The 21450-nt window shown below is 71.6% G+C and carries 19 protein-coding genes and 1 riboswitch; of the genes, 10 read left to right on the forward strand and 9 right to left on the reverse strand.

Annotated features, from left to right (window positions below; all coding sequences use genetic code 11):
- Positions 1–158: 158 nt before the first annotated feature.
- Genes AC0QU1_RS04635 through AC0QU1_RS04645 form a run of 3 tightly spaced genes read left to right on the forward strand, consistent with a single transcriptional unit; the run spans position 159 to position 3281 of the window.
- A complete protein-coding gene (locus AC0QU1_RS04635) occupies positions 159–1508 on the forward strand; it encodes an extracellular solute-binding protein (protein ID WP_483574723.1) in 1350 nt (449 codons plus the stop codon).
- A gap of 4 nt (positions 1509–1512) precedes the next feature.
- Complete coding sequence (locus tag AC0QU1_RS04640; protein ID WP_483574724.1) at positions 1513–2388, forward strand: carbohydrate ABC transporter permease; 876 nt, start codon at positions 1513–1515, stop codon at positions 2386–2388.
- Complete coding sequence (locus AC0QU1_RS04645) at positions 2388–3281, forward strand: carbohydrate ABC transporter permease (RefSeq protein ID WP_483574726.1); 894 nt, start codon at positions 2388–2390, stop codon at positions 3279–3281. Before AC0QU1_RS04640 ends, AC0QU1_RS04645 begins: the two co-directional genes overlap by 1 nt.
- A gap of 256 nt (positions 3282–3537) precedes the next feature.
- Here AC0QU1_RS04645 and AC0QU1_RS04650 read toward each other — a convergent pair whose 3' ends face one another.
- The 3 genes from AC0QU1_RS04650 to AC0QU1_RS04660 form a co-directional block, all read right to left on the reverse strand.
- Positions 3538–4041, reverse strand: a complete 504-nt coding sequence (locus tag AC0QU1_RS04650) for a hypothetical protein (RefSeq protein ID WP_483574727.1) — start codon at positions 4039–4041, stop codon at positions 3538–3540.
- Between the two features lie 309 nt (positions 4042–4350).
- Positions 4351–5211, reverse strand: coding sequence for a formyltetrahydrofolate deformylase (gene purU / locus AC0QU1_RS04655; protein ID WP_483574729.1), 861 nt, complete (start codon positions 5209–5211; stop codon positions 4351–4353).
- Between the two features lie 9 nt (positions 5212–5220).
- Positions 5221–5853, reverse strand: coding sequence for a GNAT family N-acetyltransferase (locus tag AC0QU1_RS04660; protein ID WP_483574731.1), 633 nt, complete (start codon positions 5851–5853; stop codon positions 5221–5223).
- A gap of 86 nt (positions 5854–5939) precedes the next feature.
- On the opposite strand from AC0QU1_RS04660, the gene AC0QU1_RS04665 reads away from it, so the two are divergent.
- Entirely contained in the window at positions 5940–6449 is a 510-nt protein-coding gene (locus AC0QU1_RS04665; RefSeq protein ID WP_483574733.1) for a GNAT family N-acetyltransferase, read from the forward strand.
- On the opposite strand, the gene AC0QU1_RS04670 is transcribed toward AC0QU1_RS04665, so the two are convergent.
- From AC0QU1_RS04670 to AC0QU1_RS04680, 3 genes are all read right to left on the reverse strand, one after another.
- Positions 6446–6847: a PPOX class F420-dependent oxidoreductase gene (locus tag AC0QU1_RS04670; RefSeq protein ID WP_483574735.1), complete on the reverse strand. Its 402-nt coding sequence runs from the start codon at positions 6845–6847 to the stop codon at positions 6446–6448. The two genes, AC0QU1_RS04665 and AC0QU1_RS04670, sit on opposite strands and share 4 nt — an antisense overlap.
- A gap of 34 nt (positions 6848–6881) precedes the next feature.
- Positions 6882–8360 carry an NAD(P)/FAD-dependent oxidoreductase gene (locus tag AC0QU1_RS04675; protein WP_483574736.1) on the reverse strand — a complete coding sequence of 493 codons (1479 nt, stop codon included), beginning with the start codon at positions 8358–8360 and terminating at the stop codon, positions 6882–6884.
- 77 nt (positions 8361–8437) lie between these two features.
- Positions 8438–9319 (reverse strand): hypothetical protein, encoded by an 882-nt coding sequence (locus tag AC0QU1_RS04680; protein WP_483574737.1) that lies wholly within the window; start codon positions 9317–9319, stop codon positions 8438–8440.
- Between the two features lie 156 nt (positions 9320–9475).
- A riboswitch (ZMP/ZTP riboswitch) is annotated at positions 9476–9562 on the forward strand.
- Between the two features lie 37 nt (positions 9563–9599).
- Here AC0QU1_RS04680 and glyA point away from each other — a divergent pair.
- From glyA to AC0QU1_RS04700, 4 genes are all read left to right on the forward strand, one after another.
- Positions 9600–10880: a serine hydroxymethyltransferase gene (gene glyA / locus AC0QU1_RS04685; protein WP_483574738.1), complete on the forward strand. Its 1281-nt coding sequence runs from the start codon at positions 9600–9602 to the stop codon at positions 10878–10880.
- Between the two features lie 67 nt (positions 10881–10947).
- Positions 10948–11835 (forward strand): bifunctional methylenetetrahydrofolate dehydrogenase/methenyltetrahydrofolate cyclohydrolase, encoded by an 888-nt coding sequence (locus AC0QU1_RS04690; RefSeq protein ID WP_483574740.1) that lies wholly within the window; start codon positions 10948–10950, stop codon positions 11833–11835.
- 157 nt (positions 11836–11992) lie between these two features.
- Positions 11993–12475 (forward strand): VOC family protein, encoded by a 483-nt coding sequence (locus AC0QU1_RS04695; RefSeq protein WP_483574742.1) that lies wholly within the window; start codon positions 11993–11995, stop codon positions 12473–12475.
- A 49-nt stretch (positions 12476–12524) separates the two neighbouring features.
- Positions 12525–13349, forward strand: coding sequence for an exodeoxyribonuclease III (locus tag AC0QU1_RS04700; RefSeq protein ID WP_483574743.1), 825 nt, complete (start codon positions 12525–12527; stop codon positions 13347–13349).
- 84 nt (positions 13350–13433) lie between these two features.
- Here the strand turns inward: AC0QU1_RS04700 and galK are convergent, their stop codons facing one another.
- Both galK and AC0QU1_RS04710 read right to left on the reverse strand, forming a co-directional pair.
- Positions 13434–14666, reverse strand: coding sequence for a galactokinase (gene galK / locus AC0QU1_RS04705; protein WP_483574744.1), 1233 nt, complete (start codon positions 14664–14666; stop codon positions 13434–13436).
- Positions 14667–14757: 91 nt separating this feature from the next.
- Positions 14758–15747, reverse strand: coding sequence for an NAD-dependent epimerase/dehydratase family protein (locus AC0QU1_RS04710; protein WP_483574745.1), 990 nt, complete (start codon positions 15745–15747; stop codon positions 14758–14760).
- Positions 15748–16162: 415 nt separating this feature from the next.
- On the opposite strand from AC0QU1_RS04710, the gene AC0QU1_RS04715 reads away from it, so the two are divergent.
- Positions 16163–17926: an HNH endonuclease gene (locus tag AC0QU1_RS04715; RefSeq protein WP_483576627.1), complete on the forward strand. Its 1764-nt coding sequence runs from the start codon at positions 16163–16165 to the stop codon at positions 17924–17926.
- Positions 17927–18038: 112 nt separating this feature from the next.
- Here AC0QU1_RS04715 and AC0QU1_RS04720 read toward each other — a convergent pair whose 3' ends face one another.
- Positions 18039–19190, reverse strand: a complete 1152-nt coding sequence (locus AC0QU1_RS04720) for an Mrp/NBP35 family ATP-binding protein (RefSeq protein ID WP_483574746.1) — start codon at positions 19188–19190, stop codon at positions 18039–18041.
- A gap of 128 nt (positions 19191–19318) precedes the next feature.
- Here AC0QU1_RS04720 and AC0QU1_RS04725 point away from each other — a divergent pair, with 128 nt between their 5' ends.
- The gene (locus tag AC0QU1_RS04725) at positions 19319–21427 is read left to right on the forward strand and encodes a S1 domain-containing protein (protein ID WP_483574747.1); all 2109 of its coding nucleotides are present in this window, start codon (positions 19319–19321) and stop codon (positions 21425–21427) included.
- Positions 21428–21450 lie beyond the last annotated feature (23 nt).

Here is a 21450-nt window from a genome sequence, read left to right on the forward strand (position 1 = left end):
ACGTCCCGCCGTCGCGACGCGGCCCGTCGAACGGCTCCGGACTGACAGCGCTGACAATTCTTCGGCGGAGTCCCTTGACTCGGACTCGCCGGGGGTGAATCGTGTGCCTCAGTTGGTCCGGCGGCGTAGCCGGCCTTCGCACGACGCAAGGGAGCTTCATGCGCACGGCACGATTCCTCATCGCACCCGTCACCGCGGCGGCACTCGCCGTCTCGCTCGGCGCCTGTGGTTCCGGCGGGGGCGAGTCCGACGCCTCCACGATCACCGTCGCCTACCAGAAGTTCGGCAACTTCACGCAGGCCGACACCCTGTTCAAGGACGTCAAGGCCGACTTCGAGGAGGCCAACCCCGGCACCACGGTGGAGCTGGTGCCGATCGAGGCACAGCAGAACGACTACTTCACCAAGCTCGCCCTGATGAACCGGTCGCCCAGCACCGCGCCGGACGTCATGTACGAGGACACGTTCATGATCAAGTCCGACGTCGAGGCCGGCTACCTGCAGCCGCTCGACGACTACCTCGCGGAGTGGGAGGACTGGGAGCAGTTCGGCGACGCCGCCCGGGAGGCGGGGCTCGGCGACGACGGCAAGACCTACGGCGTCCCCATGGGCACCGACACCCGCGGCCTCTGGTTCAACAAGGAGGTGCTCGCAGGCGCCGGCCTGCCCGAGGACTGGGCGCCGGCGTCGTGGGACGAGCTGCTGGAGGCGGCAAGGGCCATCAAGGAGTCGGACCCCGATGTCGTGCCGTTCAACATCTACTCGGGCAAGCCGCAGGGCGAGGCCGCGGTGATGCAGGGCTTCGAGATGCTCCTGTACGGCACGGGCGACACCCTCTACGAGGACGGCAAGTGGGTGCTCGGCTCGCAGGGCTTCGTCGACGCCCTCGGGTTCATCGAGACCGTGTTCTCCGAGGGTCTCGCGCCCACGCCGCAGCAGGCGCTCGACACCAACATAGGTAACACGGTGCAGGCCGAGTGGCTGCCGGAGGGCAAGGTCGGCATCGCGCTGGACGGCTCGTGGGTCGCGGGCAACTGGCTCGAGTCGGGCGTCGCGCCCTGGCCCGAGTGGTCCGAGGAGATGGGCACTGCGCCCATGCCCACGCAGGACGGTCAGGACCCGGGTGCCGTGAGCATGTCGGGCGGCTGGACCCTCGCCATGGGCGCGGGCTCCGAGAACCCGGACGCCGCGTTCGAGTTCATCTCCATGGCGCTGAACCGGGAGAACTCCCTGTGGTTCGACGTCGCGAACAGCCAGATCGCGGTGCGCACAGACGTCGCGGAGGACCCCGAGTACACCGCGTCCAACCCGACCACCGAGTTCTTCACCGACCTGGTCGACGTGACCAACTTCCGGCCGGCGACCTCGGACTACCCCAAGGTGTCCAACGAGATCATGGTCGCGATGGAGTCCGTCATGACCGGGCAGCAGACACCGGAGGAGGCCGCGGCCGTCTACGACGAAGCGGTAGCCGGCATCGTCGGCGAAGAGAACACCGTCCAGGGCTGAGTACATGGCCGTCACGTCCCGCGGCGTGGCGCGAGCGGTACCGCTCGCGCCCGCCGTCGTCCTGCTCGTGCTGTTCATGGTGGGCCCGGTGGTGTGGTCGTTCTACGGCTCCTTCACCAACACGGCGCTCACCGGACCCACCGCGCTGAACCCGGAGTGGATCGGGTTCGACAACTACGTCGCGCTGATCGGCGACCCCGACTTCCCCAAGTCGCTGTGGCTCACCGTCGTGTTCGTGTTCCTGTCCGCCGTCGTCGGCCAGAACGTGCTCGGCCTCGCGCTGGCCGGGCTGCTCCGCTCGGCGGTGCGGCCCGTGCGGTCGATCGCCTCGACCGTCGTGGTCGCGGCCTGGGTGCTGCCCGAGATCGTCGCCGCCTTCGCCGCGTACGCGTTCTTCCACTCCGAGGGCACGCTGAACACCCTGCTCGGCGGGCTGGGGGTGGCCGGGCCCGACTGGCTGTACGCCACCCCGATGCTCGCCGTGGTGGTCGCCAACATCTGGCGCGGCACCGCCTTCTCGATGATGGTCTACTCGGCCGCGCTCGCGGAGGTGCCGCCCGAGCTCACCGAGGCCGCGCAGCTCGACGGCGCGAACGGGATGCAGCGGCTGGCCTGGGTGACCCTGCCGGTCATCCGGCGCAGCATCTCGACCAACCTCATGCTCACCACGCTGCAGACCCTCTCGGTGTTCACGCTGATCTACGTGATGACCGGCGGCGGGCCCGGCACGGACAGCTCCACGCTGCCGATCCTGGCCTACCAGGAGGCGTTCAAGTTCGCGCAGGTCGGCTACGGCACCGCCATCGCCACGGTGATGATCGTCGTGGGCGGGATCTTCTCCGTGATCTACATCCGCGCGCTCCGACCGGAGGTGGACTGATGGCCGGCACGATGACCCAGCCCGCCGCGACGAAGACCGGCGGCGGCGTGGCGGTCGGCCCGCTGGCCGGGCCGCGCGCCCGGGCGACCAAGGTGGCGGCCAACCTGGTCCTGCTGGTGATCGCCGTGTGCTTCCTGCTCCCGATGGCGTGGGTGGTGGTCGCGTCGTTCGACGCGGAGGCCACGCTCTCCTTCGGTCTGCCCGACGCCGTGACCACGGCGAACTTCTCGGCGATCCTGACGCCGGAGCTCACGTGGCTGCCGCTGTGGAACGCGTTCGTGCTGTCGGCGGGGTCGGGCGCCATCACGGTGGTCGTGGCCGTGCTGGCGGCCTACCCGCTGTCGCGGTACCGCATGCGGTTCGGCAAGTACTTCCTGTACACGGTGCTGTTCGGCACCTGCCTGCCGATCACGGCGATCATGGTCCCGGTGTACGCGCTGTTCGTGCAGCTCAACCTGCTGGACTCGCTGCCGGGGACCGTCTTCTTCATGGCGGCGACGTCGCTGCCCATGGCGATCTGGATGACCAAGAACTTCATGGACTCCGTTCCGGTGTCCCTGGAGGAGGCGGCGTGGACCGAGGGCGCCTCGGCCATGCAGGCGCTGCGCCTCGTGGTGCTGCCGCTCATGCGGCCGGGGATCGCCGTGGTGTTCATCTTCGTGTTCGTGCAGGCGTGGGGGAACTTCTTCGTCCCGTTCGTGCTGCTGCTCTCCCCGGAGAAGCAGCCGGCGGCCGTGAGCATCTTCGCGTTCTTCGGGCAGTACGGGTCGGTCGCGTACGGGCAGCTCGCCGCGTACTCGCTGCTCTACGCCGCGCCGGTGCTCGGGCTGTACGTGCTGGTCAGCCGGATCTCGGGCTCGGCGTTCGCCCTGGCGGGCGCGGTCAAGGGCTGACGGCGTCCTCGGCCCGGGTGAGAGGTCCGCTTCCATCACGCGGTCATGCACGAGAACGGCCACGGGAGCATGCGCAACACCGTGATGGAAGCGGACCTCTCCTACCGCCGGAGCTAGGACCCTGCGGGAGTGGACACGACCGCTCGCGTGACTGGACGAAGGCGAGGTAACCTTGTGTCAGCCGCCTCCCGCGTGGAGTGTCGGAAGTGAAGCCGGGACCCCCTGATGGACGTCAGGAGCCCGGCATCGCGCATTTCTACGGCAGTTCGATGTTGATGACGTCGATCCGGCCCATGTCAGCGAGGACGTTGGCACGGCCCGACTGGGCACCGTTGACCGCACCTGCGACCGCGTCAGGGATCCACAGCATCGGCTCGTCCTTCGGACGGGCGAACTCGATTCGGATCGACGAGCTGATCGAACGCTTACCGCGCAGAGCTTTGACGAGGCGTAGGTCGCGCTCATTGAGAGCAGGGTGCCGGGCTTCGAGCCAGACCTGCGCGACACCCAGATTGTCGAGCTCGTACAAGAGACGTTCAGTGCAGATTCGGCGTGCCCGCTCTTGTCGCCGGGCATCCAAGGGCGTTCCGACGACGACGAGATTGACGACGTCGTGGTTACCGATGGTCGCCGCAACCTTGGCTTGACGTTCCCGAGTCTCGTGACGCCAGTGCAATCGCTCGGCCCCCTTCTCCGTAACCGCACGCAGGTCATCGCGTACCTCGTCGCACGCGGACGGGTCGGCGATGGCCGCTGCCATGAGATACGTCCCATCCGAGCCGTCTCGCGTAGCCCGGATCGACTCGTCGACCCATGCATGGAGATGGAAATCGTCGACGTCGGGGGACCGTGGCTCAGAGCGCATTCCGCAATCTTCATACACCAAAGCATCCGTCGCTCGGCAAGCGCCTGTTGCATATACGCAACGGCTGTAACGCCCTGGTAGGCACAGCATGACGGACTATCCTGGGAAAGGGACGGGCAGTAGCCCCAAGAAGCTAGCCCGAGAGCCTTCCGGACGGTCGCGTCTCGGGCTTCGCGCTTGTCTACGCTCGGGCCACCCGCGCCGTCAGCGGAACACCACCGTGCGGCGGCCGTCGAGCAGCACCCGGCGCTCGGCGTGCCACCGCACCGCCCGCGCCAGGGTGCGCCGCTCGACGTCCTCGCCGATGCCGACCAGGTCCTCGACCGTGCGGGAGTGGTCCACGCGCTCGACGTCTTGCTCGATGATCGGCCCCTCGTCGAGGTCACCGGTCACATAGTGGGACGTGGCGCCGATGATCTTCACGCCGCGGTCGTGGGCCTGCCGGTAGGGCCCCGCGCCCTTGAACGAGGGCAGGAACGAGTGGTGGATGTTGATGATCTGCCCGCTCAGGTCGCGGCACAGCTCGTCGGAGAGGATCTGCATGTACCGGGCCAGCACCACCAGCTCGGCGTCGGTCTCCTTGACCAGGCCGCGCAGCGCCGCCTCCGCCTCCGCCTTGGTGTCCTTGGTGACGGGCACGTGGTGGAACGGCTTGCCGTAGAACGTGGCGATGTCCTCCAGGTCTCGGTGGTTGCCCACCACGCCCACGACGTCGATGGGCATGCGCTGCGACCGCTCCCGGTACAGCAGGTCCACGAGGCAGTGCGCGGCCTTGGACACCATGACCAGCGTGCGGATGCGCCGGCCGACGACGTCGAGCGTCCACGTCATGTCGAAGCGGCTCGCCACCTGCGTCATCGCCAGGGTGAGCTCGTCGCGGGACACCGTCGACTCGACCTGCACCCGCATGAAGAACAGGCCCGACGCCGGATCGCCGAACTGCTGCGACTCCGTGATGTTTCCGCCGTGCTCCGCGAGCATTCCCGCGACCGCGTGCACGATTCCCGGCCGGTCCGGGCAGGACAGGGTGAGGATCCAGTGGGTGGCTGCGGTCGCGTCGTTCACGCGGTCAGGCTAACCCGCCGCCGCGGCAGAGGGCTCGCCCTGTCCGAGCTCGCGCCGCATCACCCAGCGCCGTCGGCCCCCGCTGACGCCGGAGGTCTCCGCCGCGCGCTCGAAGCCGGCCTGCTCGAACAGGCGCACCGTGCCCACGTAACCGCTGATCACGTCGACGCGGTCCGCGCCGACGTCCGCCGGGTAGCCCTCGACCACCTCGGCCCCGTGCGCCCGCGCGTGCTCCACCGCGCCGGCCAGGAGGTGGTGCATGAGCCCCCGCTTCCGGAAGCCCGCACGGACCACGAAGCACACCGCCACCCAGGCGTCCCGCTCGTCGACGAACGGGATGGTGCGCGAGTTCATCAGCCGCCGGTAGGTGGACCGGGGCGCTATCGAGCACCAGCCGGCCACGACGTCGTTCACGTAGGCCAGCACCCCCGGGCCGGGCTCGCTGGCGCAGAGGTTCTGCATGTAGCCCGGCGCCTCCTCGACCGGGACGCGGCTGTCCCGGTAGGCCATGCACCAGCAGCCGTTGCCGCCCGGCTTCTTGACCCCGACCACCTCGTAGAAGTCGTCGTACCGCCCGACGGCGGAGCGCACCTCGACCCGCACGTCGGGTCCGTCCGGCCAGCGGGCCCTCTCGTTCGCCATGCCCTCAACCTACGCCGGACCACTGACAGTCGTTCGAGCGGTGGGCGCCGTCGACCTGGGCGCGTCACCTCTGAGACGATGGGGCCATGAGCAACTCCACCACGACGATCGCCCTGGTCGAGGACGACCACGCGGGCGAGCTCCTCACGCTGCGGCGCGCCGCGTTCGTCACAGAGGCCCAGCTGTACGACGACCCGCACATCCCGCCGCTCACCCAGACCCTCGCGGAGCTGCGCGAGGACCTGGCGCGGGAGGACGTGGTGACGATCGGCGCGTGGGAAGGTACGCGGATGATCGGCTCGGTGCGCGTGGAGATCGAGGGCGAGAAGGCCACGCTCGGCCGCCTCGCGGTGGCCCCGGACAAGCAGGGCCGCGGCATCGGTACGGAGATGCTGTTCGCGGTGCTGCCGTTCCTGCCTGAGCAGACCACGGAGATCTGGGCCTTCACCGGCAAGGACTCCAAGCAGAACCTCACGATGTACACCAAGCACGGCTACGAGGAGCAGTACGACAAGGCCGCCGGCGACCTCACGTACACCTACCTGCGCCGGGTTCTGGGCGCCGCGGGTGCCCAGAACGTGCCGCGGGAGGGTTAGTCGGCTCCGTAGCCCCAGGCGTGGTAGGACTCGATCTCCAGCCACGCGTTGAACCGGGGGCGCACCCGGTTCGGGTACGGGTTGCCGCCGTAGTGGACGGAGAGCCGGTCGATCCCGGCCAGGCCCTCGTCGGGCGTGATCGTCACGCGCCCCTGGAGGCTGATGTGCCGGTACCAGTTGTCGCCGTCGAGCACCGTGAGCGAGACGCGCGGGTCGGCGCGCAGGTGGTCGAGGCGCTTGCGGGTGCCGTCGACGTTCAGCAGCACCCGGCCGCCGTCGTACAGGTACCAGGTGGCCACGGAGACCGGTGCGCCGTCGGACCGGAGGGTCGCCATGACCGCTCGGTTCGGTCGCTCGAGGACCTTGACGAGGTGCTCCGGGATCGGGGGTCTGGCCACTGCGTGCTCCTTCGACGTCGGTCGGAGCAGCAAATCAGGAATCGAGGCCCACGCCAAACGCATCGAGCGAGCGGAGCAGCGTGTTGCGCCGTCCGCGCTGGTGGTCCGCCCGGTCCAGGGACCACCGGGCGGTCCGGATCCCGGCCGCCGCGATCGGTTCCGGCGGGAAGGGCGGGGGCACCTGCCGCACCATCCGGAGCGCGGTGCGCTCGGTGTCGGGGCAGCCGTCGAGCACGTCGAACCGGTCCAGCATGACCTGTGCAGCGAAGTGTGCGGCGGCGGTGCCGTGCCTGGCGAACCCCGCCGCGTACTGCACCCGCCCGCCGGCGCCCTGCCCGAAGAACGGGCCGGGCCGGGTGGACAGGTCGGCCGCGCCGGACCACTTGTGCGTGAGGCGGATGCCCTCGAGCTGCGGGAATGTCGTCAGCAGGTGCTCGGCCAGCCGGCGGAAGGTCTCGGGCCGGTCCTCGTACGTCCCGTCCACGCGGCCGCCGGAGGGGTGGACGGCGTCGTACCCGCCGAACACGATCCGGTCGTCGGCCGTCAGCCGGTAGGTGTGGGACTGGTTCGCCAGGTCGGTCAGCCCCTGCCGCCCGCGCCAGCCGATCGCCCCCAGCAGTCCGGCGGACAGCGGCTCCGTGGCGACCAGGTACTCGTAGACGGGCACGGTGTGCCGGCGGTAGCGGCGCAGCAGGGACGGGAACACGCTGGTCCCGAGCAGCACACGGTCCGCCCGCACGGTCGCCTCGCCCGCCGGCGAGGCGGTCCGCAGGACGACGTCGCCACCAGCCTTCCGGGCCGGCGGGACCAGGCGGGTCACCCGCGTGCGCTCGAAGATCTCGACGCCGAGCTCGCTCGCACAGCGGGCCAGCTCGGCGGCCAGCCGCGCCGGGTGCACCAGCGCGGCGTCGTCGGGGCGGGCCAGGCCCGCCTCGTAGGTGGGGCTCGCGATCTCGGCCCGCAGCTTGGCCCGGTCGAGGAAGGTGTGCGGGACGCCGGAACGGGCGGCGTCGCGCGCCGCGTCCTGCAGCCAGTCGATCTGGTGCGGCTCGACGGCCAGGTCGACGACGCCGGTGCGCTCCCACGCGCAGTCCAGGCCGAGGCTGCCCACCGCGGCCTCCATGGCCGCCAGGTTCTCGTGGCCGAGGCGGGTCAGGACGTCGAGCTCGTCGGGCCGACGGCCGCGGCCGGTGGCGCGGCCGTGCCCGAGGGAGGCTGCGCAGAACCCGCTGTTCCGGCCCGACGCGGCCCAGCCGACCGACCTCGCCTCGACCAGCACCACGCGCGCGCCGGGGTGCCGCTGCTTCGCCCGGAGCGCCGACCACAGACCGGTGTACCCGCCGCCGACCACCGCGATGTCGGCCCGGACCGGCGCCGACAGGGCCGGATACCCGACGGGCTCGCCCAGGTCGTCCTGCCAGAGCACCGCTTGACGCGTCCCTGCCAACGCATGATCGACAACCGACCTGGCCGGGATGTTTCTGTCGAAGACGGTCTGGTGCAGTCGTGCCATGCCGCAAATCTAGCCAATGTCCGGTGACGGCCGGTTTCAGCGGGATGAGCGGTAGGTGACGGTGCGGGCGGGGCTGCTCAGTCGCCGAGGCAGATCGTCTCGTAGCTGCGCTCCGCGTCGAAGCCCAGGTCGAGCTGGTCCCTTGTCCCTTCAGGGCAGTCGTTCGCCTCGAGGATGAGCGCGACGACCTTCCGCGCGCCGCCCGACGCGCAGGGGACCTCGGCTCCGGCCTCGTCCACGCAGTCGTCCGCCATGAGCTGGCCGCCGCCCATCCCCGGGTCCCCCGGGTGGTCGTCGGACAGGTTGCGCGCGCAGACCGCCTGCGTGTTGCCGCCGGCCTGGCCGTCCTTCTGGAAGACGACGTCGGTGCCGGCCGGGCAGTGCATCTGTGCCACCGACACGGCGTCCTGGATGTCGAGGATCGTGACCGTCGCGCCGGGATCGTCGCACGCCAGCGGGCGGTAGGTCGCCGTGGCCGGGTCGGCGCCCTCGCTCGCCGCATCCGGTCCAGCGCACGAGTCGACGGCCCAGGTCGCGCCGGTGTCCTCGCCGCCGTCGGGGCCGAAGAAGTAGAACGCGACAGCCGTGATCACGCCCGCGGCGACGAGGAACGCGACGACGGACCAGATCCGGTCCCTCCCGGAGCTCTTGCTCTTGTCCTTGCGGTCGGGGGCGGCGCCGTCGTCGCCGCGCGTCGGGAGCTGGCCGGACTGGGGCCGGGCGCCGAACTGGCCGGGCTGCCGACCCGGCAGAGGCTGACCCGATCCGAACTGCCCGGGCTGCCGACCCGGCAGAGGCTGGCCCGCCGGGAACTGCCCCGACTGCGGGCGGCCGCCGTGCGGCGGTGGACCGTTCGGCGCCTGGCGCGGCTGTGCGCCGCTCTGCGGCCGGCGGTTCTGGCGGTACGGGTCTGGCTGGTGTTCCGGAACGCCTGCGTCCGGTGACACGGGGGATGGCATGTGCGGCACATTAGCGACGTAGGGGTGAAGAGGGAAAGGGTCTCAGGTACTTTCGCTGCAATTCCGGGCCTGATGGTGTATAAGGACACCGATACCGGCCGTGCGGGCAAGGGTTTCCGGGTGCCCGGGCACCGGCTCCTACGGCCGCTGCTACGATCGTCGGGTCGCAACTGGCGTCAGGTGGATCACCACCGGGGAGCGACGAGTCATGCCGACGACGGGTCGTTCGCCTGGGCCCTGGGTCACCGACAATTCCCCGTCCCGCATGAATCGAGGAGCTATGAGCGCATCGACTCCCGACCCGCTCGCCACCCCGCTCGCCGAGCTCGACCCCGAGATCGCCGCCGTCCTGACCGGTGAACTCGCCCGCCAGCGCGACACGCTCGAGATGATCGCGTCCGAGAACTTCGTGCCGCGCGCCGTGCTGGAGGCCCAGGGCTCGGTCCTGACCAACAAGTACGCAGAGGGCTACCCGGGCCGCCGGTACTACGGTGGCTGCGAGCAGGTGGACATCGCGGAGAACCTCGCGATCACCCGCGCCAAGGACCTGTTCGGCGCCGAGCACGCCAACGTCCAGCCGCACTCCGGCGCCCAGGCCAACGCCGCGGTGCTGCACGCCCTGATCAACGCGGGCGACAAGATCCTCGGCCTGGAGCTGGCCCACGGCGGCCACCTCACGCACGGCATGAAGATCAACTTCAGCGGCAAGCTGTACGACGTCGGCGCCTACGGCGTGGACCCGCAGTCGCACCGCATCGAGATGGACGAGGTGCGCAAGAAGGCGCTGGAGCACCGCCCCGACGTCATCATCGCGGGCTGGTCCGCCTACCCGCGGCACCTCGACTTCGCCGCGTTCCGCGAGGTGGCCGACGAGGTGGGCGCCAAGCTGTGGGTCGACATGGCGCACTTCGCCGGGCTCGTCGCGGCGGGGCTGCACCCGTCGCCGGTACCGCACGCCGACGTCGTCTCCTCGACCGTGCACAAGACGATCGGCGGGCCGCGCTCCGGCTTCATCCTCGCCAAGGAGGAGTTCGCCAAGAAGATCGACTCCGCCGTCTTCCCGGGTCAGCAGGGCGGCCCGCTCATGCACGTGATCGCCGCCAAGGCCGTGGCGTTCAAGGTCGCGGCGACAGACGCCTTCAAGGAGCGCCAGGAGCGTACGGTGCGCGGCGCGCAGATCATCGCGTCGCGGCTGTCCGAGCCGGACGTCGCGGCCGCGGGCGTGTCCGTGCTGACCGGCGGCACCGACGTGCACCTGGTGCTGGTGGACCTGCGCAACTCGCAGCTCGACGGCCAGCAGGCAGAGGACCTTCTGCACGACGCCGGGATCACCGTGAACCGCAACGCCGTCCCGTTCGACCCGCGTCCGCCGCGCGTCACCTCGGGCCTGCGCATCGGCACCCCGGCGCTCGCCACGCGCGGGTTCGGCGACGCCGAGTTCACGGAGGTCGCCGACATCATCGCCACGGCCCTGAAGAACGGCGCCGCGACCGACATCGACGCCCTCTCGGCGCGCGTGGCGAAGCTGACGGCCGAGTTCCCCCTCTACCCAGGTCTCTGACTAGATCCGTCGGGTGCCGGGCTGTGTGTCGAGCACGCATGCCCAGCACTCGCCGAGGGAGGTACGCATGAGCGCACAGATTTTGGATGGGAAGGCGACCGCCGGGGCGATCAAGGCGGAGCTGAAGGACCGGGTCACGGCGCTGCGCGAGCGCGGCGTCGTCCCCGGCCTCGGCACGCTCCTGGTGGGCGACGACCCGGGCTCGCAGTGGTACGTGGCGGGCAAGCACCGCGACTGCGCCGAGGTCGGCATCGCGTCGATCCGGGAGGACCTCCCGGCCGACGCCACGCAGGAGGACATCGAGGCGGCGGTACGCCGGCTGAACGACGACCCGGCCTGCACCGGGTACATCGTCCAGCTCCCGCTGCCCAAGGGCATCGACACCAACCGCGTGCTGGAGCTCGTCGACCCCGACAAGGACGCCGACGGCCTGCACCCCACGAACCTGGGGCGGCTGGTGCTGCGGGTCAACGAGGAGATCACGTCCTCGCTGCCCTGCACGCCGCGCGGGATCATCGAGCTCGTGGAGCGGCACGGCATCAAGCTCGCGGGCAAGGAGATCGTGGTGCTGGGCCGTGGCGTCACCGTGGGCCGCCCGATCGGCCTGCTGCTGACGCGGCGCGCGGTGAACGCGACGGTCACCCTGACGCACACCGGCACCCAGGACCTCGCCGCGCTGGTCCGGCGGGCCGACGTCGTCGTGGCCGCCGCGGGCGTCAAGGGCATCGTGACCGGCGAGATGGTGAAGCCGGGCGCCGTGCTGATCGACGTCGGCGTCTCCCGCGAGACCGACCCGGCCACGGGCAAGTCGCGCGTGGTGGGCGACGTCTCGCCCGAGGCGGCAGAGGCCGCGGGCTGGGTGTCGCCCAACCCGGGCGGCGTCGGCCCGATGACCCGGGCGATGCTGCTGGCGAACGTCGTGGAGTCGGCGGAGCGGGCGCTCGCCGGCTACTGACTCTCGTTCACCATGCAGTTGCTGCCAGCAGCCCCCGGTTCTTGGCAGCAACTGCATGGTCGTCCGACAGGCGCCGTCCGATGATTTTCCGCCGGTAGCCCGGTCGAACTGGGGGGACGGGGCCGACGGGGGCCCCACCAGCTCAAGGAGGTACATCATGGTCACCGTCCGCCCGCACCTCTGGTTCGGCAACAACAAGGCCGCCGAGGCGGCCGCGTTCTACGCGGAGCACATCCCCGGCTCGTCCGTCGACACCGTGCAGAAGGCGCCCGAGGGCGTGCCGGGCGTCGAACCGGGTGCCGACTTCGTCGTCGAGTTCACGGTGGCGGGCCAGCCCGTGATCGGGCTCAGCGCCGGGCCGGCCTTCACGCTCGACGACGCGTTCTCGTTCTACCTCCGGGTCGAAGGCCAGGAGGAGGTGGACCACTACTGGGACCTCCTCACCGCCGACGGTGGCGCGCCGGGCCCGTGCGGCTGGTGCAAGGACAAGTTCGGGGTGTCCTGGCAGGTCGTGCCCAAGGAGCTGGAGGACCTCTGCGGCACGTACTCGACGCCGGCCGAGATCGCCACGATGAGCGCGATGCTCAAGATGGGCAAGATCGACGTCGCGGCGCTGCAGGCGGCGCACGACGGGGCGTGACCGGGCGGGGGCGGGGCGGACTGTCAGGGGTGGCCGTTAGGCTTCCCGGGTGCCCCTGATCGTCGCCACCGCCAATGTCAACGGGATCCGCGCCGCCGTCCGCCGCGGCATGGACGCCTGGATCGCCACCCGGACGCCGGACGTGCTGCTGCTGCAGGAGGTGCGCGCGCCCGACAAGGTCGCCCGCGAGCTGCTCGACGGCTGGCACGTCGCGCACGCGGAGAGCGAGGTCAAGGGGCGGGCGGGGGTGCTCGTCGCGTCCCGGCTGCCGATCGGCGCGGTGCGCACGGGCCTCGTGGCCCACGGGCCGGACGGCGACGTCGAGGCAGGTCCCGACACCGGCAGATGGATAGAGGCCGACGTCGAGCTGCCCGGCGGCGGCACGTTCACCGCCGTCTCCGCCTACCTGCACTCCGGGTCGACCAAGCCAGGCGAGGAGCACACGATGGTGGCCAAGTACGCCTACCTGAAGAAGGTGACGGCGCGCCTGGCCGAGCTCTCCGTGGTGGAGGCGCCGGCCGTGGTCGCGGGAGACCTCAACATCGCCCACCAGAACGTCGACATCAAGAACTGGAAGGGCAACCTGAAGAGCGCCGGGTTCCTGCCCGAGGAGCGTGCCTACGTGACGCGGTGGCTCGACGAGCACGGGTGGACGGACCTCGGGCGAGTCCACGCCGGGGACGGTCCTGGCCCGTACACCTGGTGGTCGTGGCGAGGTGCGGCGTTCGACAACGACTCCGGCTGGCGCATCGACTACCAGCTCGCGAACCGGGCCCTCGCGGGTGCGTGCCGCAAGGTCGAGGTCGACCGCGCGCCCACCTACGCGGAGCGCTGGAGCGACCACGCCCCAGTCGTTGCCACTTATGAGCTCTGACCGCTCGCCTTGTTGAGCGCGGGACATTCGCGGGTCGGGACCGCCTGAACCCGCAGGCGTCCCGCGCTCAACGCGGCGAACCGGTCAGGCGGCTGGGGCCGACGGCGGGGCCAGCAGGAACGCGGGCGCCGTCAGGCCGGCGTCGGCGAAGGCGTCCGCCACCGCCTGGGCCACCGTGTCGACGTCGGACAGGCGGACCAGCGCGATGGCGCTGCCGCCGAACCCGCCGCCCGTCATGCGGGCGCCCAGCGCGCCGGCCGCCATAGCCGTATCCACGACCAGGTCGAGCTCGCGGCAGGAGATCTCGTAGTCGTCGCGCATCGACGCGTGCGAGGCGAGCATGAACGGGCCGACGTCGGCCACGCGGCCCTCCCGGACCAGGTCGGCGAACCGCGCGGTGCGGTCGATCTCGGACACCACGTGCCGGACCCGGCGGCGCAGGACGCCGTCGGGATCGTGCGGTTCGAGCGCGCCCAGCGCGCGGTCGATGCCCATGCCGCCGAGGGTCGGCGCGATGTCGCGCAGCGAGTCCAGGCCCAGCAGCTCCGCCGCACGCTCGCAGGCCTCGCGGCGATCCCGGTACTCGCCCGAGACGTGCGAGTGCTCGGCCTTCGTGTCCACGACCAGCAGGGTCAGCCCCGCGGTGGCCAGGTCGAACGGTACGGGCACCCCCGACTCCAGCGGCTTGAGCCCTGGCCGGAAGTCGAGCAGCAGCGCGTGGCCCTCGCGGCAGCGCAGCGACGCCGACTGGTCGAGGCCGCCCGTGGGCGCGCCGGCTATCTCGTTCTCGGCGCGGCGGCAGGCGTCCACGAGCTCGGCGAGTCCGGCGTCGGACGCGCCGAGGCCGAGGTCCGCCACCGCGTCGAGCGCCACCGCGACGGCGGCCTCCAGCGCTGCCGACGAGCTCAGCCCGGCCCCGAACGGCACGCACGAGTCGACGGCGGCGTCGAACCCGCTCGCCTTGTGGCCCGCCTCGGTCAGGGCCCAGGCGACGCCGGCGACGTAGGCGCCCCAGCCGTCCACCGCGCCGGGCGCGACGTCGGACAGGCGCGCCTCCCACACACCCTCTGCCTGTGCCGACACCAGCCGGACCAGGTCGTCCTCGCGCGGCCGCAGCGCGATGTAGGTGCGGTGCGGCAGCGCCGTCGGGAGGCAGAGCCCTGCGTTGTAGTCGGTGTGCTCGCCGATGAGGTTGACCCGCCCGGGGGCGGACCAGACGCCCGTGGGGGCGCCGTCGAACGAACGGGTGAAGAGCTCGTCGACCCGGTGCGCACCGTCTTCGGTGGTCCAGGCATCGAGCCAGTTGATGATGGTCACGGAAACGATTATTGCCCGTCGGGCTGGGTCGGCTGACAGCCGGTCAGGCAGCGAGACTCGTGGGCGGGCGTGTCCGGACGGCGGGCTGCGCTCACTCTCGGACGGCGGCGAGCACCTCCTGCTCCTCGTCACGGGTCAGCCCCGTGACCTTGGCGTCGGGTGTGGCGCGGAGCCATGCGAGGGTGTCGCGGGCCGTCTCCGCGAACGGCCGGATCGTCAGACCCGCCGCCAGCGAGGACGTGACATCGTGCGTCAGGAAGCCGGCGTCGGCCGGGTCGTTGATCCAGAGCGGGATCGACCGGGGCCCCGACCACTGTGCGACCTCGTGCTCGGCAAGCACCTCGGGGGCGACGGCGACCAGCTCGGGGTCGCTCTCCGCGCCGTCGGCCACCTGGGCGAGCAGCTCCGACCGGGACAACGGCGGGCTGACGGCGTCGAAGTCGCCCGTGGTGCCCTGCTCGGCCGCGGTCACCATCCACTCCGCGAGGTCGCGGACGTCGACGAGCTGGACCCGGTCGTCGACCGGTTCGGGGACCAGGACGGGCAGGCCGTCCTCCGCCGCCTGCGCGAACCGGGCGGGCCAGTAGGTGAACCGGCCGCTCGGGTCACCGGGCCCGACGATGAGGCCCGGCCGGATCACGAGCGCCGCCGCGGTGCCGGACCGGACCGTGTTCTCGCAGGCCACCTTCATGGCGCCGTAGGTATCGGGGCTCGCGAGCGGGTCCTCGTCGGTCTCGATCGGGTCCAGCAGGGGGAGCGTCGCGGGGGTGCCGCCGATGGTGGCCGTGTCGGCGTAGACGTTCACGGTCGACACGAACGTCCAGTGGGCGTCCGGGAAGGCGGCCACGGCGCTGCGTACGTGCGACGGGATGCGGGAGACGTCGACGACGGCGTCGAACCCGGCGCCCTCCAGCTCCGCCGGGACGGGCTCGGCGCGGTCCCAGCGGACGAGCGTGGCGCCGTCGGGCACCGTGCCGCTCACGCCGCGCGCCGCGCAGGTGACGTCGTGCCCGCGGGCCACCGCGGTCTCCGCAACAGCGCGGGACAGGAAGACCGTTCCACCGAGAACCAGGATTCGCATGGTGCCCACCGAACCGCATCGGGACGGTGGGTGCCAGGGAGTTGTCTTGATATCTGCTGGTGGCGAATCTTCTGCGGGGCGAATGGTGCCTGGCTGTCGTCCGATGCCGGCCGTCGCCGATGTTGATCCGCGTCCGGTGTTGGGTCGGGAAACCCGTGGTTGAGCCATCCCTGCTCGCACTGCGGCCCTGGCCAGGCTCGCACTGCGGCGCCTCGCCCGGCGCCGTTCTGCTGTGGGCAGATGGGGGTCAGTTGAGTGAGCTGTACGAACGTGTGTGCGATAGATTGGTGTCATGACGCGAACCGGTGAGGCATCCACTAGGGCAGGCGACCCGCCCGCTCAGCCGGTGCTGCCCCGGAGCGGCACAAGGCTTCCTACGGTCGCCAATGTCGTTGATGTGGCGGATGTGCGCGTGATGCGTGAGCGGTTGGCCGGTCTGATTCTGCCGGGTGCCTCTGACATGGGCGCTGACGGCGTGCCGGACACTGCTTCCACTGCTTCCATGGGTCCCGTGGTGTCGCGGGACGTGCAGGCTCAGTGGGTGGACCTGTTGGGTGAGCTGGAGGCGGTGAAGAACGCGGTGACCGCTACCCAGGCGCGGTTGGCCGTCGCGCTCGATGAGGCCACGAAGTCCGAGGAAGCTTGGCAGGGCATCCGGGCGGAGCGGCGTGGTCGTGGTGTGCCCAATCAGGTCGGCGCGGCTCTGCGGTGCAGCCCGCACGCCGGCGCCTCGTTTCTGAGCACGGCCCGGGTATGGGTCACCGGTATGCCGCACACGTTCGAGGCGTTGCGGGCGGGTGTGCTCTCGCAGTGGCGTGCCACGCTGCTGGTGCGGGAGACCTCGCACCTGTCGGTCGAGCACCGCGCCCAGATCGACGAGCAGGTCTGCGGCCCCGCGAACCTGGCGGCACTGGCCCGGATGGGCACCAAGCGCCTGGTTGCGCGGGTCAAGGAACTGGCGGCACAACTCGATGTGCAGGCGTGCGTGAACCGGCACGCCAAGGCCGTGGGGGAGCGGCGGGTGTCGGTGCGTCCGGCCCCGGATCTGATGGTGTACCTGACCGCTCTGGTGCCGATGCAGCAAGGCATCCAGGCTTACGCCCAGTTGAAGGCCCACGCCGAGGCCACCAAGGCCACCGGGGATGAGCGGGGGACCGGGCAGATCATGGCCGACACGTTGATCGAACGCGTCACCGGACGCCAGCCCGGACAGGCGGACGGGGTGCCGGTCACGATCAACCTGCTGGTCTCCGACCAGACCCTCCTCGCGGGTGGTGACCAGCCGGGTGTGGTGGTGGAGGGCGCTGCGGCGGGTGCGGGCACCGTTCCGGCCCCGGTGGCCCGGAACCTGGTCGCTCACGGGATCGATGCGGATGCGGTGTGGTTGCGGTCGATCTACGTCGACCCCCGTGGTCGCCTGCTGGCCACGACCTCCACGTCACGGTTCCACCCACAAGGCTTGGCAGCGTTGTTGCGCGCCCGCGAGCAGGGGATCTGTGCCACCCCGTGGTGTGATGCCCCGGTGCGGCACTTGGACCACATCACCCCGCACGCGCAGGGCGGGGTGACGAGCCTGGACAACGGGCAGGGCCTGTGTGCCCGGTGCAACCATGCCAAACAGGCACCCGGCTGGTCGCAGAAGGCTACTCAGGTTGAGGGCCGGCACGCGGTCGAGACGATCACCCCGACGGGGCACACGTATGCCTTCATCGCGCCCACACCACCGGCACCGGTCAGGACCGGTCACACGGAACCGGGCAGGACGGGTGACGCGCCACTGCTCGGGAGCGACGGCACGACACAGGGCCGGACCGGCGACACGGAACAAGTCAGGGCTGGTGGCACGGCCCCAGGCCGTCGCACCGGTCTGCTCCGTGACCCCGGCACGCCACCGGCTCGGAACGCCACCCGACCGCCCCAGAACACTGTTCCGACCGAGGACCCAACCAGGGATACCGCCCCGACGGTCCCCGGCTGGACCCCGGCCGTCGGCATGAACGGACCCCGCAACGGACGCATCCCACGCAGCCGGTACAGCATCGGCTGCCACACGCGACGAGACCGGGGCACCATCGCCTACCGGCCGAATCAGACTCGACCGAGCCAGAGACCGAGACCAGGCCGTCGAGCGTCCCGAAGGACCCACAGGGCCGACCTCTCCTGGACCCACCTCGCCTGACTTCACCATCCCTGACGCCGCCGCCCCGAACACCGCCTGACACGCCCACCCTCCGCAGCACCGCCGCTGTTCCGGCGTTGGTCCAAGGTGACCTACCGGCCACGGCGCCGAGTCAGACTGGGCTGATCCCGAGCTGCATCCCCGCGAGCCCGCGCTTGCGGCTGGTCAGGGACGCCGCGACCTCGCGCAGCACCTTCGCCCCCGGCGAGTCGGGCGCCGTCAGGACCACCGGCGTCCCGGCGTCCCCGCCCTCGCGGACGGCGACGTCGAGCGGCACCTGGCCGAGCAGCGGCACGTCCTTGCCGACCACCTCGGTGAGCCGGGCCGACACCTTCGCGCCGCCGCCCTCGCCGAAGATCGGCAGCCGGGTGCCGTCGGGCTGCTCCAGCCACGACATGTTCTCGACAACGCCCACCACGCCCTGCGACGTCTGGGTCGCCACCGACCCGGCGCGCTCGGCGACCTCGGCGGCCGCCGCCTGCGGCGTCGTCACCACCAGGATCTCGGACGACGGCAGGAGCTGCGCCACCGAGATGGCGATGTCGCCGGTGCCGGGCGGCAGGTCGAGGAGCAGCACGTCCAGGTCGCCCCAGAACACGTCGGCGAGGAACTGCTCCAGCGCGCGGTGCAGCATCGGCCCGCGCCAGACCACCGGCTGGCCCTGCGGCACGAACATGCCGATCGAGACCACCTTGACCCCGTGCGCGATCGGCGGCAGCAGCATGTTGTCCACGCGCGTCGGCTGCCGGTCCACGCCCAGCATCCGCGGGATCGAGAAGCCGTAGATGTCCGCGTCGATCACGCCCACCGACAGGCCGTCGGCGGCCAGCGCCACCGCGAGGTTCGCCGTCACCGACGACTTGCCCACGCCGCCCTTGCCCGAGGCGACCGCGAACACCTTGGTCAGCGACCCCGGCTGGGAGAACGGGATGACCGGGTCGCCCGCGCCGCCGCGCAGCTTCGACCGCAGGGACGCGCGCTGCTCCGGCGTCATGACGCCCAGGTCGACGTCGACCCCCGCCACCCCGGCGACAGCCGTCGCGGCCGCCGTCACGTCCTTGACCAGCGTCGACTTCATGGGACAGCCCGCGACGGTGAGGTCGACGCCGACGGTCACCCGGGCGCCGTCGGCCGCCGCGCCGTCGATGGACACCGACCGGACCATGCCCAGGTCGGTGATGGGGCGCCGGATCTCGGGGTCGAGCACGCCGGCCAGCGCGTCACGGACGCGCGCCTCGAGCGTGGGGGAGTCGACAGGGCTCATACCTCGATCCTATGGCCGCGGTCCAGGGGTTCCCGGATCGAGGTCTGGTCCTTACGGTGACGGTCAGTTGCAGTGACCGTCAGTTGGGGACGGTACGCTGCGTCACCACCAAGGGTGGGGAGGCCCTCATGACCGAGTCACGCGTGCCAGCGCGAGTTCGGCGTGTCGCCTCCGAGGACCAGGCGCGCGAGCTGGCAGCCATGCTGCAGCGGCAGGGCCGCGGCTGGCCGGTGGTGGTCATCTCGACCCCCGCCGGGCACGACGCCCCGTTCGTGGACCCGCAGCGGGTGCTCGACGACGTCGCCGGGCTCGCCGAGGTCGTCGTCATCCCGACGGGCGACGTGTCGTGGGCGTTCTCGTCGGGCATGCCGCCGGACACCCAGGTCTACGGCGGCGCCTCCCGCGTCTACGGCACCGACCTGGAGTGGGTGCACCAGCCGCGGCGTTCGCCGCTGCACTTCGCCTACTCCGCGGAGGAGGACGCGCGCGTGCGCGACCGCCTGGTCGGCGATGTCATGCGGTTCGCGGTGCGCGCGGGGCTCGTGGGCGCGGCGCCGTCCGCCCCCGACGCCCCGACCGTCGAAGGGAAGGTGCTGGGCGTGCTCGGCACGCGCGCCCTGGTCAGCACCGACGACGGCGGTCAGGCGACGATCGCGGAGGAGCTCGTCTTCTCCTCCGTCCCGCTGGCGCGCGTGCTCGCGCCGGGCATGCGGGTGACGGGCCTGCTCGACCCGGCGCGCCGCCTCCTCGACATCCGCGGCATGCTGCCCGACGCCGACACGTTGCGCCGGGCGGTCGACGTCGCCTACCGCGTGGGCCAGGTGGTCCTCGGCCGGGTCGAGGACGTCGCGGACGACGCCGTGCTCATCGCCCTGGCGCCCGGCGTCCGCGTGCGGGTCCGCCGCCCGGAGATCACCGGCAACGACCAGGACCTGCTGACCGACCTCTTCACCCAGGGCGAGGTGGTCGCGGCCCGCCGGATGCCCGCACCGCTCGGCGGCCTCGCGCTGCGGCTGGACGACGTCGACGAGTCGGCGGACGAGGCAGTCCCCGCCATCGCGCTGCTCGACGGCGGGCCGCCGTGGCTCGAGCCGCCGCCCGAGCTGCCGCCGGAGGAGGCGCCGCTGATCAGGCCGGGGGATGCCGCATCGCTGGTCGCGCTCGGGCAGGTCCGGGCCGAGCATGGCCGAGCGCCGTCGGTGGAGCCCGACGGCGTGCCGGCGACCACGCCTGCCCGTGCACCGTCGGCCAAGTTCGGGGAGCCGGCCGCTCCGCCCACGCCCGCGGACCTGTTCGGCGTGCGCCCAGCGGGCTCGACGGCGGCCGCAGCGCCCGGCCGCGAGAGCACGGAACCCGGCCAGGAGCGCGAGGCGACCCGTTCGCCCGGGGTGAGCGCCGCCGTCGGACCGGGGCCGATGCCTCCCGCCGGCCAGCGGACGCCGACGCCGGGAGACGTGGCGGCCTGGCGCGCGGGTGGACCCGACTCGCTCGGCGCGCCTGCCCCGACCGAAGCGGCGTCGGAGCCCGGCGGCAAGGCACCGGCCGAGCTCGCCGGCAAGGCGGCCCGCGACCTCAGCCTGTCCCTGGACGCCGCGAAGGCCAAGGTGGCGGCGCTGGAGAAGGCCCTGCTCGACGACAAGGTCAAACGCCGCCAGGTCGAGCTGGAGGTCGACCGGCTGGTGGGGCGCGTCGGCGAGCTCACCGAACGGCTCGACCGCAGCGAGCGCCGCGCCGAGCACCAGGGCACCGCGCTGCGCAAGGCGCGCCAGGAGGCCGCCCGGCTCCGCCGCGCGCTGGGCGAGGCGGAGGTCGAGCTGCCCGAGGAGCGGTACTTCGTCGACGACGAGGAACAGCTCAGGTTCGAGGTGCTGGCCGAATGGGCCAGGGCGATCCCCGCCGCGGAGAAGGCCGGGCGTCCGCTCGCCGACTACGTCCTGGGCCCCCGGTTCCTGGCCTCCCTGACCGACGTCGAGGGCGTGAGCCGCGACCGCGTGGTCTGGACGCTGGTCATGGTGCTGACCGGGCTGGCGCCCGAGATGAACGGCCTGCAGGTGCACCGCCTGCGCACGGGCGCGGGTGGCGACGACCCGGTCCGGCAGCGCGACGACGGCGCCGTGTGCTGGCGGGTGGCGCTGCAGGTCAACACGCCGTCGGCCCGGAGGCTGCACTACTGGAAGCTGCCGGGCGGCGGCTACGAGCTGTCGCGGGTGGTCCTCCACGACGACGTGGAGCCGTGACGGCGCTCGAACACGTCACGGCT

This window comes from Promicromonospora noduliphila (genome assembly GCF_056951025.1).